Source organism: Nostoc spongiaeforme FACHB-130 (genome assembly GCF_014698475.1).
GTDB classification, from domain to species: Bacteria; Cyanobacteriota; Cyanobacteriia; order Cyanobacteriales; family Nostocaceae; genus Nostoc_B; species Nostoc_B spongiaeforme.
In genome coordinates, this window is record NZ_JACJTB010000064.1 from 19,594 (window position 1) to 32,514 (window position 12,921).

Consider the following 12,921-nt stretch of genomic DNA (forward strand, 5'->3'; position numbering starts at 1 on the left):
AGGGGTCTAAGCATACTTCCACCAATTTTTGAATAATTCCAAGACTTACCCACAAAAGTTGTCTGTTGAAAATGGGTGTAAGAGGATGTTTTAAAAGTCTTCTTGTTGGTAGCAAAACATTTTAGATCCCCCTAAATCCCCCTTAAAAAGGGGGACTTTGAAGAGTTTCCCCCCTTAAAAAGGGGGGTTAGGGGGGATCAAGAAGTGCTAATAATCACAACCGACCACTTTTCAAATAACCTCTAATACCAATTCTATAAGAGGCTGCCTATAAACCCATCAGGCTTTCAGTCTGATGGGTTGATGGTCATTTTATTTCTAGACTAACCACAGCAGAAAAAATTCAGATTTTAATAAACATTTATCAATTTTATCAAAAGTGTTTTACCTGCAACTTTCAAATGGCAGATTGTTAGTTAAACTTTAAACGCTATTATTGAAATTTATAAATCTATTATGCACTGGTTATTATCTGGGCCGTTGAGTGTAGAAAAATTAACGGTGAAGATTGCGGGTTTACCTGCATCGTTACAAGGTAAGAAGTTGGTGCAGATGTCAGATTTTCATTATGATGGTGCGGGTTTATCTGATGAGATGTTAGAAGCTGCGATCGCCCTTAGCAACCAAGTCAAACCAGATTTAGTGATATTAACAGGTGATTATGTTACCACAAGTCCCCAGCCAATTCATGACTTAGTTTTAAAACTCAAACAATTGCAAACTCAAGCAGGTATTTATGCTGTCCTGGGTAATCATGATATCTATTACCGCTACTCAAAAACAGAAATTACCAAGGCTTTAACTAAAATTGGCGTGCGTGTTTTATGGAATGAAGTCGTTTATCCGTTTGGGAATGAATTAGCATTAGTCGGACTCGCAGATAGGTATTCACCAGAATTTAACCCTGCACCTGTAATGGAGCAGTTAAACCCAAATATACCCCGCATTGTGCTATCTCATAACCCCGACACGGCGGAAATATTGCAAGCTTGGCGGGTAGATTTGCAGTTATCTGGTCATAGTCATGGTGGTCAAATAGTCATTCCTGGACTGGGGGCGGTGGTTGCTTATCGTAAAAACATACTGCAACTAATACCCCACAAAATCCGGCGTTGCTTTCCCTTATTACGCCGAGATAACTTTGTCCTGCGTCATTGGGAATGGGCGCAGGGTTTACATCGTGTAGGAAGGAATCTGCTATATGTCAACCGTGGTTTAGGAACTTATTCTCCCGGAAGGCTATTTTGTCCGCCAGAAGTAACAGTTATTACCTTACAAAAAGAATAAGTTATGATGTCAAGAATTCAGGAGTCAGAATGCAGTATAAATTATTTGCAAGTAACAGAACAGAATCTTTCATTTATTGATTCTGGATTCTGGCTTCTGTATTCTGCATTCTTCTATATTTTTTACAATTTCTTAAGATGGATTTTGATATTTGATAAGCTGTAAACGCTACTATGAGGAGTGTTTTTGGCGCTATGCACTGGTTGTTTACGGGACGTTTAAGTGTAGATAAAATCACGGTTAAGATTGCCGAACTACCACAATCTTTAGAAGGGATAACGTTAGTCCAGTTATCAGATTTTCACTATGATGGTATGCGACTTTCTGAGGAAATGTTGCAAGAAGCGATCGCAGTTACGAATGAAGTAGAACCTGATTTAATAGTGTTAACTGGTGATTATGTCACTGATGATCCTTCCCCAATTCATCAACTTGTGATGCGACTGAAACATTTACAAAGTCGCTGTGGTGTTTATGCGGTACTTGGCAATCATGACATACACTACAATCATTCCCAAGCAGAAGTTACAAATGCTTTTACTAGTATTGGTGTTCATGTTCTATGGAATGAAATCGCCTATCCTTTTGGCGAAGAATTACCAGTGGTCGGTTTAGCTGATTATTGGTCGCGGGAGTTTAATCCTATACCAGTTATGCAGCAACTCGACCCATTAACACCGCGCATAGTTTTATCTCATAATCCAGATACTGCCAAAATCTTAGAACAGTGGCGAGTTGATTTACAGTTATCTGGTCATACGCATGGTGGTCACATTGTCATTCCTGGTTTTGGCCCTGCGGTATTTTATTATAAAAAGTTACTCAAACAATTACCAAAAAAACTCCGGCGTTGGGTTCCATTTTGGTTTGGTGATTGCTCGAAAGTCGTGAGATATTGGGAATGGGCGCAAGGATTTCACAAAGTCGCCAATAATCAGTTATACGTGAATCGTGGCTTAGGAACTTACAGACCAGGACGCTTATTTTGTCCACCTGAAGTTACGGTGATTACTTTAGTTGGTCAATAGTCATTTGTGATTCTGACGGATGTATTCTGACTTCTGAATTCTTATATAAAAACTATTAACCGCCTAAGTTAAGACCGATGAATGTCTGTAACTTGAGGCGGTTGATTAAATATAAGGGTCGTCCGAAAAGACTGAAAAAATTGAAAAAACAGAAGAATTAACTCAAATAAGGTGGACAAATGCAATCGTTACTCTCAAACTTCTTTCAGCATCCTTGATTCTAATAGGCAGGCATTTCTGGCTGTATGTTTAAAAACCTCCAACAAAATCAATCAATAGACTTAAGGCGAAAACACTTCCATAGGATGCCATGTTTGATTTGCGATCGCTCATTTAGATTTTAGAGCAGGAGGTACAAGCTCTAATCTCAAGTTGCTAACTTCACTTAGACTTAACCTTTCTGTACCTTGACCTTAATCTAGCACGCTGCTATTTTCCGTGGTATACCTATTTACTAAATTTGAATACCGTTAATGTGTCGTAATAGTACGGGAATTTTTCTTAAGCATTGTGAGGCTTTTTAATCACATTACTATTAAGTTTATTTAAGTATTGGCGACTGGAAGTCACCGCTACACAAACAAAACCCACCTGCGTAGGTTCAATCGAAAATTATTTGATAGCAATCCATTGCGTAACAGGAGCCATTGCTCGCCATCCCAGAAATTTACCAATGGGTTCTGCTCGTTGAATGGCGATGCGGGTAAAACTACCACCGACTTTTTCATACCATTGAAATAAGGTTTGCTCGCCTTCGATGGTGACAACATTTGCAACTAAACGACCGCCAGGGGGTAGTGCTGACCAGCAAATATCAAACAATCTGGCTGCTGTCACGCCACCACCAATAAAAATCGCGTCTGGTGTGGGTAAGTTTTGCAAAGCTGGGGGTGATTTCCCTGCAATAATTTCTAGGTGTGGCGTACCCAAAGCGGCGGCGTTATCGGCAATATATTGCAGTCTAGATGAATTTTGTTCAATGGCGATCGCTCGACACCGGGGATGAGTCCGCATCCATTCAATGGAAATGGAACCACAACCCGCGCCGACATCCCATAAAAGTTCCCCTGGTAGCGGTGCTAAAGTTGATAAGGTAATTGCCCTTACTTCTCGTTTGGTTAATTGTCCGTCATGGTGAAAAGCATGATCTGGCAATCCTGGTAATCTTGGTAAGGCTGTAACGCCAATGTCAGCAACACATTCAACGGCGATGGTATTTAAGTCAGCAATTTCTGTTTCACTCCAAGCGGTGGCTGTATTCGCAATGATTCGTTCATGAATGCCACCCAGACGTTCTAGAACAATCATTTTACTCTGACCATAGCCCCGATTTTTGAGGATTTCTGCGACAATTTGCGGCGTTTCCTTGTCGGCGCTCAAAATTAATAACTTGGCTTGGGGATAAATATAAGCCTGAAGCAAATTTGCAGGACGACCACACAAACTTACAGTCTCTACCTCTGTTAATGACCATCCCAGTCTGGCGCAGGCGAGGCTAAAGGCTGAAGGTGCGGGAATAATTGTGATTTCTGAGATGGGAATGTGTCGAGTTAAAGTCACACCCACGCCGTAAAACATAGGATCGCCACTGGCTAAAATGCAGATTTGCTGACCACGACGGCTGATAATTTCGGCGACTGATGCGCTAAAAGGAGAAGTCCAAGGAATTTTTTGGCGCTGGTCATCACTGGGAAGCATAGCCAAATGCCGATCGCCTCCCATAATAACTTCAGCTTGGGCAATTATAGAACGGGCGATCGCACTTAAACCCTGTAATCCATCTTCGCCAATGCCTATAATAGAAAGCCATTTCAATGTTTTATTCCCCTGAATCTTCACTGTAACGAGAAAAACCTCGAAAAATCTTCTTCTCTAGTAAACGCGGCGGAAATAAAGATACCATTTCAAGTTAATGAAAAGCTTGTGATATGAGCTTTTTGACTTTTGACTTTTGACTTCCGCGTAGCGGTACTAGCCTCTATTTTCCAACTTCTTACACAAAAGAATACACAAAGTCACTGCCACACAGGCGACTTCTGCTAACAAAAATGCAGCGACGGATGTTATACCAATTTGCTTCATTAATAATGAAACGATCGCAGTTCCGCCAGCACTCCCACCCAAATATAAACCTATACCCAAGCCAGCCTGAGTTACAGCTAGTTTCCCTAACACCAAGGGAATGACGCTCATCAAGACTAAACTGAAACTCATCCCAAAAGCCAAAATTAAGGCGATCGCCAGAATTGAACTATCATTTAATACTGTTAAACCCATCAAGCCTGTCATTGTTCCGACACCCAGCAACATCGACTTGTTTGCACCCAAATCTGCTGTCCAGTCGCCTAAAGGTACGGATGCGATCGCGGAAACTAACAATATCTCCGAAGCAATCAATTCTACTGACAATCCTGGTAGCTGAGTTTGCAACTTTTGGGGAAAAATGTCCAATAACAAGTTCATTTCAAACCCTGTCGCTAAACCGATGATAAAAATTATGACTAATAATACAGAGGGTGCAGTAGCCGATTTATCTGGATGAATGGCGGGAATCAAAGTATGTTTGGGAGTGAATAATTGTAGAATATATGCGCCCACAACTAAAGCGATCGCACCTAACATGAAGGTAATCGACGCACCCATATTATCGAGTAAGGTGTGTAATAACGGTGCGATCGCTCCCACTGTACCAAATATCAGTACTAAGATGGCATTAACTTGGGGTAATGCGGTTGTTGGGACAAACTGAGTTAAAAGTGCGATCGTCGGGCCACGAAAAATAATCATCGCCATTACCCAAGCTGTCATCAACACGGGAATTATCCACCGCATACCTGTGGGTAAATTGTAGTCAGCCAACAACGAAACACTGACGAAAATCACACCAGCTAACAGCACCCCCGTACTAATCATTGGTAAGCGACTACCCAAACGTTGCTGGAGGCGATCGGAAATTCCCCCATTCAAAGGTTCAATCACTGCAACAATTAACCCTTGCACAATTCCCAACCAACCCGCTAACTCAACCAATTCTAAATTTTGCAATATCCTTGGTTGATAAAAAGTGTATGCCATCCAACAGAGGATTATAGCTACTAATAAAGCAGCTAATCCCCAAACCTGTCGCCATAATATTTCTCGGTTAGTGTTGCAAGAGTTAACCATGATTCTGCCTTATACCCGTGGAGTGATTTTAAGACAAATTCCTTAAGATAAATCGCATTCAGAATTGCATATTTTAGAAAATATAAATTATCTTTCCTGTACAATTTATCACATAGAATTAAATTAGTTTTAGGTCTATATTAGAGAAAATACTAATAACAATTATGCCAAAAATCGAACTTAAATCACCTATTCAATCTAGCAGTTGTGACAGTCTAGAGAATAATTGTGTTATTTACTGCACAAAGCCGCCATCCGAATTTTCATTAAAATCTTGAAAAATGGTAACTTTCCGCATAATTTCAACACTTTTGTATTTTCTACCAATTTACCACATTAAATAATTTATCTTATCGAGCTGAGTATATAATCAATTACGTAAACAGTTAGTTAGTTTGCATCAATCAAAGAAATTTCATGTTAATTTAAATGCAGGTAGAAAATTATTGATAAGTTATATTAATGACATAATGACGATTGATTTAGTTATTTATTATTTAATCCAGCACCCAACTTCTCTATATGGGTAAGGATACAAGGTGACAAAGTTAAATTTGTTATTTTTTTACTTAGTATGTGTAGAATGTGTTAGGCGTAAGCCATAACGAGTCAAAAGCTTTGCAGTAGATGTGTTACGCTGTTGCCAACACATCCTACGTATATTTAAAACATTAAATATATATAAATAATAGAGATGCAATTAATTGCATCTCTACATAATGATGGAATACCAAATCGATATGAACAAGCATATAATTAGCCCGCAAAGGTGGTCACTAAGCTTGTCGAAGTGCAGGCTTTGTTTGTATAGTCCCAAACTGGAAGTCTGAGGGGTTTATATGCTTTACTATCTCCCAACAAGAACTGATTTTTCAGGCTGTTCTTGTGCATTAATTCCTGATTTTAGCTGCTGACAAAGTTCATTTAATTCTGAATCTCGTTGCTCAATTATCTGCTGTGCTAATGTGATCAATCGAGCAATATTTTCTGGACTAGTATCATCCATATTGTCATTAGCTTTAGTTAATTGTCGTTGAAAACGATAGTATTGTTTAGGATAACCGTCAGCTTGTGGTAACATCTGCTCTAATTGACAAGCTACGGACTCACTACTACCATCCAAGGTAATATTCAGCAACGGTTGTACCCACTGAACCAAACCCCAATCCACAGCTTGATCGTAATTATATCGACGGTTCAGAGAGCCTGTACCTAATGAAACTACCAGAATATCGTTAATAGTCAGAGCTTTTTTGTCAGGGTTTTGCGGGTCAGGTCTAGCAGATGAAATCAAAGCTTCCATAATTGCCAAAGATGTAGGATTATTGGCAAATACGCCACCATCCACCAAGGCATAATAACCGCCATTTGTCGGGTCGGCTGTATCAATTTTATAAGGTTTGAAATAAGTTGGTGCAGCAGAAGTCGCCATTCCTGCTTGCTTCATGGTGTAACCATCACAAACTTTGCGGAAGTTTTCACCTAATTTTTGGTCTTTGACATTATTGACAAAGAAAATCGGCATCCGCAATTCAATATCATAACTAGTAATAAACAAGTCAGTTAGTGCTTTCTTGAGGAAAGTATCTTGCAAATATTCTGTTAAAACTTCGTCTCTGCCTTTAGAAGAATATTTTGCTTTTAAAATATCATCAATTTTGAGACTTTTTGCTAGTGGAGATTCAGCAAAAATCCGCTTTCCTTCTTTGCGATAGATGTCAATTAAATCGACCGCCTTAAAATGTGGTTGACTGGGATTATTGGGATGTGGCTTAGTTAAAGCAGCAGATAAAATCCCTCCTGTAGAGGTTCCAGCAATTAAATTAAATAGCTGACAAATCGGTTTACCTGTACGTTTTTCAATTTCCGCCAGAATAATTCCTGGAATGATACCACGAATACCACCTCCATCAATCGACAATATTTTGTAGCGATAAGCCATATAATCTCCTAATCCCTATGTTTCTGGCTGTTGTTTGCGAAATCAACTAGCCAACTAGCTGTAGATGTCTCCCATAATATAGTTGCTATAAATACTATGCGTTCAGTATTATTACTAGTCGTTAACATAAAAACAGAGACCTGAATTATTCAATAATCCAAGTCTCTATTTTTGATTTTGTTAATTCAGTTTTATCGGTCAGAGCATCATAAATTCAGGCAAAAATCTCAAATTATTCTGCCTGCGGTTATAAGTTACAGTGTTAAAGATTGGGCGTTAGTTTCAATCAACTTCGCCAAGTCTTGCAGGAAGGCGGCGGCGTGAGCGCCGTAAATAATGCGGTGGTCACAGGTGATATTTACCTGCATTTGTTGGCGCACTCCAAATAAACCATCGGGTGTTGCTACCAATTGGGGACGAGCCGCACCGATCGCCAGAATTGAACCTTGTCCTGGTGGTAAAATGGCATCAAAAGTATCGACACCAAACATCCCCAAGTTAGACAGTGTAAAAGTTCCACTGTTGTATTCATCAGGTTGTAATTGTTTGGCGCGAGCGCGGTCTACTAAAGATTTCCAATTGCGTGAGAGAGAATAAATATCTACCATGTCTGCATTCCGCAATACAGGTGTAATCAATCCTCCGTCATCCATTGCCACAGCGACAGAAATATTGATATCAGAATGGTAGACAATTCCCTGCTCAGAATAGCTGGCGTTGATTAATGGATGTTTTTGTAATGTGACTGCAACAGCTTTCGCCAGTAGTGCAGTCATGGTCACGCCTTTTGATTTAATTTGTTTGTAAAGCTTATCTAAACCATCGGTGGTAATGGTGTAGCCTACACGGAAAACAGGTACAGCTAAACTCGCAACCATACCCCGCACTACAGCATTTTGCAGAGTCGTGAAAGGTACAACTTGACCAGAAACTGCACTGCTGGCTGCGGCGGGAACTGGCGCTGGTGCGGCTGGGACTGGTGCTGCTGGTTGAACTGGTGCAACAGTTGGTGCAGGGGTTACGGGAGCGGCTGGTTTAGCCTTACCCACTACAGCTTCCACATCTTCAGCCACAATACGACCGTAGGGGCCACTACCTTTGAGGCTGGTTAAATCAACTTTTAATTCTTTGGCTAACTTGCGGGCGCGGGGGGAAGCGACGAGTCTACCTTCTTTGTGGTTCGAGCCGTTACCGTTTTGAGCGGCTGCGGTGGGTGCGCCGACAGAGGCTGTTGCTGGTACTTTTTCAGGCGCAGGAGTTGTCGCCGCAGTGCTACCGGAATTAGCGAGAGATTTTGCAGCTTCAATTTCTGCTTCAGTTTCAGCTACATAAGCGATCGCACTACCTACAGCCGCAGTGCCACCAGCTTCTACAATGATGTGAGCTAGATAACCTTCATAAAAGGTTTCTACATCCATGTCTGCCTTATCTGACTCGACAACCACCACTGTCTCGCCCTTTTCCACTTTATCCCCTGGCGATTTTACCCAAGAAACAATTTTACCTTCGGTCATGGTGGAACTAAGCGCCGGCATGAATATTTCGTGAATGCTCATATATGGTGGTTTCAGAATCGATAAATAATTTATGGACTTTAACAGCTTTTGCCAGATCGAATTGTATCTTGGCTAGAGAGTTTTAGACTTTCTATTTTATGTCACCGCGCAGTCAACAATATCTGGACGGTGCTGAAAATTATTAATTCTCGCCTATTGTTGCAGCGCACAGCCGAGCTTTGGGAAACTGACCGGGGTTGCACCAATGGTCTGAAGTCGCGCACCAATGAGGGAGTCGGGGCTTCCTCAATTCCCCCTGCACCCTACACCATACCCCTTGTCCTCTTATTGACCAGCTTTATGATTGCTCACCTGCTACATTTCTAATAACTTCCACATCTAACTCTAATATCTCCGCTACTTCTTCTACACTCATTCCACGTTGCAGCAGCTTGGCAATCATTTCTGTTTTAACTTCTGCCTTGAGTTCTTGCTTAACTTCTTGTTTGAGTTCTTGCTTGACTTCTTCTCTAACTTCTGCCTTTACTTCTTGTTTAACTTCTTCCCTAGCTTCTGCCTTGAGTTCTTCTTTGACTTCTTGTTTAACTTCTTCTCTAGCTTCTTCTTTTAACTCTTGATATACTCTTGTACCTCTAATTAATTCCAAACTTAACATTGCCTTTATCTCCTCCCTGCTCAAATTAGGAAACTTATTAACAAGAATCGCCTCTATTAATTCTAAAATTTTTCTTTGGATGGCTGTATCTTTACTTAATAAAATAAATGATAGTTGCTTTTAATTTCAGTTTTTGTTTTCAGGATCGTAATCAACACAAAGAAATAAGGCAATCAGTAATTCTTCCATAACGGCTGCTGATACTTTTCCTAAACACCGAACAAATCGCTGAGTTGTTACACTACGGACTTGCAAAACATTACCTGCTGAGTTTGTATCTAAGCCATTTTCATCAGTTTGCTGAATGGGAATCATGAAAGGGCGATTTTGGAATTTAGGTTGCCATGTTGCTACCGGAATAATAATTCGCATGGCTATAGAACTGAAAATATCAGAACTAATCACAACAGCAGGGCGAGTTTTTTGGATTTCCTGTCCTCTGGTGGGATCGAGTTGTACTAGCCAAATTTCACCTTTTTTGGGATTAGTCATCTTCTATCTCCCAATCTTCGCCGTCTAAAACCGAAAACTCAGTTAATTCAGTGTCAGTTAAAAAATCTTCGGCTGTGGCTGCAATAAAAGGTTCTAGGATTTTGTGCCGTTCTGCTATTGGTAGCCTAGCAATTTCTTGGAGAGATAAACGTTTTTGTGGTTTGGATACAGCTTCATTCACTAAATGCTTTTGATTGGCAGTTTTCTGCACAAGAAATTCTACGAAATCTAACACTTCTTGTTGCTTGTCATGGGAGAGACTTCGGAGACTTTCTAATATAGCTTGTTCAATATCGATTGTGTCTGACATATTTTTTAACTGCTCAGTAGCTAACCTTGAATTAATGCTTGAAAACTTTTATCATGTCGAATATTATCAAAATCAGAGTCAGTTTTTGCCATTTCTCGATATTCGTCAGGATTGAGATTAATTGCTTGTTGTAGATTTTCTAATGCCTGCTCAATATTACCTTGAAGTGCATAATAGCAAGCTTTGTTGTACCAAGCTTGGTAGAAATCAGGTTTAAGTTCTAAAGCTTTATTGTATGAGGCGATCGCTTCTTCAGAGCGTCCTAATTTCCGTAGCGAAATCCCCCGATTATACCAAGCTTCGTGGTAATCAGATTTAATCTCTAAGGCTTTGTTATAGTTGGTGATTGCTTCTTCATTGCGTCCTAAATTCCCTAGCGCATTCCCCCGATTGTTCCAAAGTAAATACTCATCAGGTTCAATTTCTAAAGCTTTATTGTATGAGGCGATTGCTTCTTCATAGCGTCCTAAATTATCTAGCGCATACCCCCGATTATTCCAAGCTTGATGGTAATCAAGTTTAATTTCTAAAGCTTTGTCATAAGAGGCGATCTCTTCTTCATTGTGTCCTAATTTACCTAGCGAATTCCCCCGACCGTACCAAGCTAGGTAGTCATCAGTTTTAAATTCTAAGGCTTTATTGTAGGATGCGATCGCTTCTTCGTTGCGTCCTAAACTCCCCAGCGCAATCCCCCGATTGTTCCAAGCCTCATGGTAATCTGGTTTAATTTCTAAGGCTTGGTCGAAAGATGCGATTGCTTCTTCGTTGCGTCCTAATTTCCCTAGTGCAATCCCCCGATTATTCCAAGCTAGGTGGTAATCTGGTTTAATTTCTAAGGTTTGGTCGAAAGATGCGATTGCTTCTTCGTTGCGTCCTAATTTCCCTAGTGCAATCCCCCGATTATTCCAAGCTAGGTGGTAATCTGGTTTAATTTCTAAGGTTTGGTCGAAAGATGCGATTGCTTCTTCGTTGCGTCCTAATTTCCCTAGTGCAATCCCCCGATTATTCCAAGCTAGGTGGTAATCTGGTTTAATTTCTAAGGTTTGGTCGAAAGATGCGATTGCTTCCTCGTTGCGTCCTAATTTCCCCAGTGCAATCCCCCGATTATTCCAAGCTAGGTGGTAATCTGGTTTAATTTCTAAGGCTTGGTCAAAAGATGCGATAGCTTCTTCATTACGTCCTAAATTCCCTAGCGCAATCCCACGTCCATACCAAGCTAGGTAATAATCTGGTTTAATTTTTAAAGCTTTGTCGTAGGATGCGATAGCTTCTTCATTGCGTCCTAATTTCCCTAGTGCATACCCCCGATTGTTCCAAGCTAGGTAATAATCTGGTTTAATTTCTAAAGCTTTGTCATAGGATGCAATCGCTTCTTCATCGCGTTCTAAATTCCGTAGCGCATTCCCTCGATTGTTCCAAGGTAAAGGCTCATCAGGTGTAATTTCTAAAGCTTTGTCGTAGGATGTGATCGCTTCTTCATTGCGTTCTAAATTCCGTAGCGCATTCCCTCGATTGTTCCAAGCTTGGTGGTAATCTGGTTTAATTTCTAAGGCCTTATCATAAGAGGTGATCGCTTCTTTATAACCTTGTCCAGCAGAATGCAATCTTCCCAGTTTAAACAGTAATTCACATTGTCGTTCATGTGTTTGATTGTCTTCTGCAATTAATTCTTGAATTCTGAGTATTTCTTTAGTTCTTTCTTCTGGGGCGAGAGTGAGATATTTCTCATAATCTCCTTCCTGAATAACGCGCGATGACTCTTGTGCTAATGTTTCCGAATCCATAGGAAATTCAAACAAACCAGAACGCCAATCAAAAAAATCTGGCGCACGTTGAATAAAATATTTAATTGCAAATATCGGTAGCAAGAACACAAAACAGATATTAAATTTATCCTTTAACCGTTCTCGTTGTTGGTTCAGGTTTATTAAAATAGGTGGTACACCTTTCCAACTGTATGAATAAATATCTTTACTCTGCCAACCCTGTAAGCTTTTGCATTCTTCATATTCATAAAATGAATGCTCTAAACCTGTAATAAATAAAATATTGATTTCTGATTTATTCTCTAAATTATCAATTATTTCATATAAATTATTTACTGCTTGCTGAAGTCGCAATATTTGAATATTTTTATTACTAATATCTGTTTTTACCTTGGTAATTAACTGCTCACCCCCAGCCGGAGAGCAACGCACAAATAATAACCCAAATCCTTCTGTAAAATTAAGCGTACGCACTAAGGCTTGATATTCTTCTTCTGCTTGTGACGGTAAATCCTGATCCCAATCAGTTAGTTCTAGTGACATAGTTTTAACTGTTTGATGCTTGATAGTTTCAGAGCATGTTTTAAAAATTCTATGTTATGGTTTTAATCCAATTAATACCCCCCTTAATCCCCCCTTGTAAAGGCTACGGTGTACACACATCCTTACACAGAGCAAGTTTCCAGCCCTGAAAGAAGTATTCAAATTGACGTAGCCCACAAATCAAAGTAGAAATGCCGGGAGGTTTTTGAGAACGAT

General features: G+C 40.1%; 10 protein-coding genes and 1 pseudogene. 2 read left to right on the plus strand and 9 right to left on the minus strand.

Translation table 11 applies throughout. The annotated features are described in order from the left end of the window. The first annotated feature begins 456 nt into the window (after positions 1-456). The gene (locus H6G74_RS28390; RefSeq protein WP_190970920.1) at positions 457-1,287 is read left to right on the plus strand and encodes a metallophosphoesterase; all 831 of its coding nucleotides are present in this window, start codon (positions 457-459) and stop codon (positions 1,285-1,287) included. A gap of 194 nt (positions 1,288-1,481) precedes the next feature. Then, on the plus strand, positions 1,482-2,315 hold the full coding sequence (locus H6G74_RS28395) for a metallophosphoesterase (RefSeq protein ID WP_190970928.1): 834 nt from the start codon (positions 1,482-1,484) through the stop codon (positions 2,313-2,315). A gap of 612 nt (positions 2,316-2,927) precedes the next feature. Here H6G74_RS28395 and cbiE read toward each other — a convergent pair. The 9 genes and pseudogenes from cbiE to H6G74_RS28435 all read right to left on the minus strand — a co-directional run bounded on the left by cbiE (position 2,928) and on the right by H6G74_RS28435 (position 12,705). Continuing rightward, positions 2,928-4,130: a precorrin-6y C5,15-methyltransferase (decarboxylating) subunit CbiE gene (cbiE, locus tag H6G74_RS28400; RefSeq protein ID WP_190970921.1), complete on the minus strand. Its 1,203-nt coding sequence runs from the start codon at positions 4,128-4,130 to the stop codon at positions 2,928-2,930. Positions 4,131-4,286: 156 nt separating this feature from the next. Continuing rightward, positions 4,287-5,480 carry an MFS transporter gene (locus H6G74_RS28405; protein ID WP_190970922.1) on the minus strand — a complete coding sequence of 398 codons (1,194 nt, stop codon included), beginning with the start codon at positions 5,478-5,480 and terminating at the stop codon, positions 4,287-4,289. 847 nt (positions 5,481-6,327) lie between these two features. Continuing rightward, on the minus strand, positions 6,328-7,422 hold the full coding sequence (locus tag H6G74_RS28410) for a patatin-like phospholipase family protein (RefSeq protein WP_190970923.1): 1,095 nt from the start codon (positions 7,420-7,422) through the stop codon (positions 6,328-6,330). 254 nt (positions 7,423-7,676) lie between these two features. After that, a complete protein-coding gene (locus tag H6G74_RS28415) occupies positions 7,677-8,978 on the minus strand; it encodes a dihydrolipoamide acetyltransferase family protein (protein WP_190970924.1) in 1,302 nt (433 codons plus the stop codon). Between the two features lie 298 nt (positions 8,979-9,276). Continuing rightward, positions 9,277-9,594, minus strand: coding sequence for a hypothetical protein (locus H6G74_RS28420; RefSeq protein ID WP_242051374.1), 318 nt, complete (start codon positions 9,592-9,594; stop codon positions 9,277-9,279). Between the two features lie 6 nt (positions 9,595-9,600). Further along, positions 9,601-9,699: pseudogene (locus H6G74_RS31670) on the minus strand (DUF2887 domain-containing protein); the annotation flags it as partial. A 21-nt stretch (positions 9,700-9,720) separates the two neighbouring features. Continuing rightward, positions 9,721-10,086, minus strand: a complete 366-nt coding sequence (locus H6G74_RS28425) for a type II toxin-antitoxin system PemK/MazF family toxin (RefSeq protein ID WP_190590554.1) — start codon at positions 10,084-10,086, stop codon at positions 9,721-9,723. Continuing rightward, positions 10,079-10,396 carry a DUF2281 domain-containing protein gene (locus H6G74_RS28430; protein WP_190672641.1) on the minus strand — a complete coding sequence of 106 codons (318 nt, stop codon included), beginning with the start codon at positions 10,394-10,396 and terminating at the stop codon, positions 10,079-10,081. The genes H6G74_RS28425 and H6G74_RS28430 overlap by 8 nt, the downstream gene beginning before the upstream one ends. A 20-nt stretch (positions 10,397-10,416) precedes the next feature. After that, positions 10,417-12,705 (minus strand): tetratricopeptide repeat protein, encoded by a 2,289-nt coding sequence (locus tag H6G74_RS28435; RefSeq protein WP_190970925.1) that lies wholly within the window; start codon positions 12,703-12,705, stop codon positions 10,417-10,419. Positions 12,706-12,921 lie beyond the last annotated feature (216 nt).

Coding starts and splice junctions, on each gene's coding strand:
- H6G74_RS28390 (WP_190970920.1), top strand. CDS start 457: ATGCACTGGTTATTATCTGGGCCGTTGAGTGTAGAAAAATTAACGGTG.
- H6G74_RS28395 (WP_190970928.1), top strand. CDS start 1,482: ATGCACTGGTTGTTTACGGGACGTTTAAGTGTAGATAAAATCACGGTT.
- H6G74_RS28405 (WP_190970922.1), bottom strand. CDS start 5,480: ATGGTTAACTCTTGCAACACTAACCGAGAAATATTATGGCGACAGGTT.
- H6G74_RS28410 (WP_190970923.1), bottom strand. CDS start 7,422: ATGGCTTATCGCTACAAAATATTGTCGATTGATGGAGGTGGTATTCGT.
- H6G74_RS28415 (WP_190970924.1), bottom strand. CDS start 8,978: ATGAGCATTCACGAAATATTCATGCCGGCGCTTAGTTCCACCATGACC.
- H6G74_RS28420 (WP_242051374.1), bottom strand. CDS start 9,594: ATGTTAAGTTTGGAATTAATTAGAGGTACAAGAGTATATCAAGAGTTA.
- H6G74_RS28425 (WP_190590554.1), bottom strand. CDS start 10,086: ATGACTAATCCCAAAAAAGGTGAAATTTGGCTAGTACAACTCGATCCC.
- H6G74_RS28430 (WP_190672641.1), bottom strand. CDS start 10,396: ATGTCAGACACAATCGATATTGAACAAGCTATATTAGAAAGTCTCCGA.
- H6G74_RS28435 (WP_190970925.1), bottom strand. CDS start 12,705: ATGTCACTAGAACTAACTGATTGGGATCAGGATTTACCGTCACAAGCA.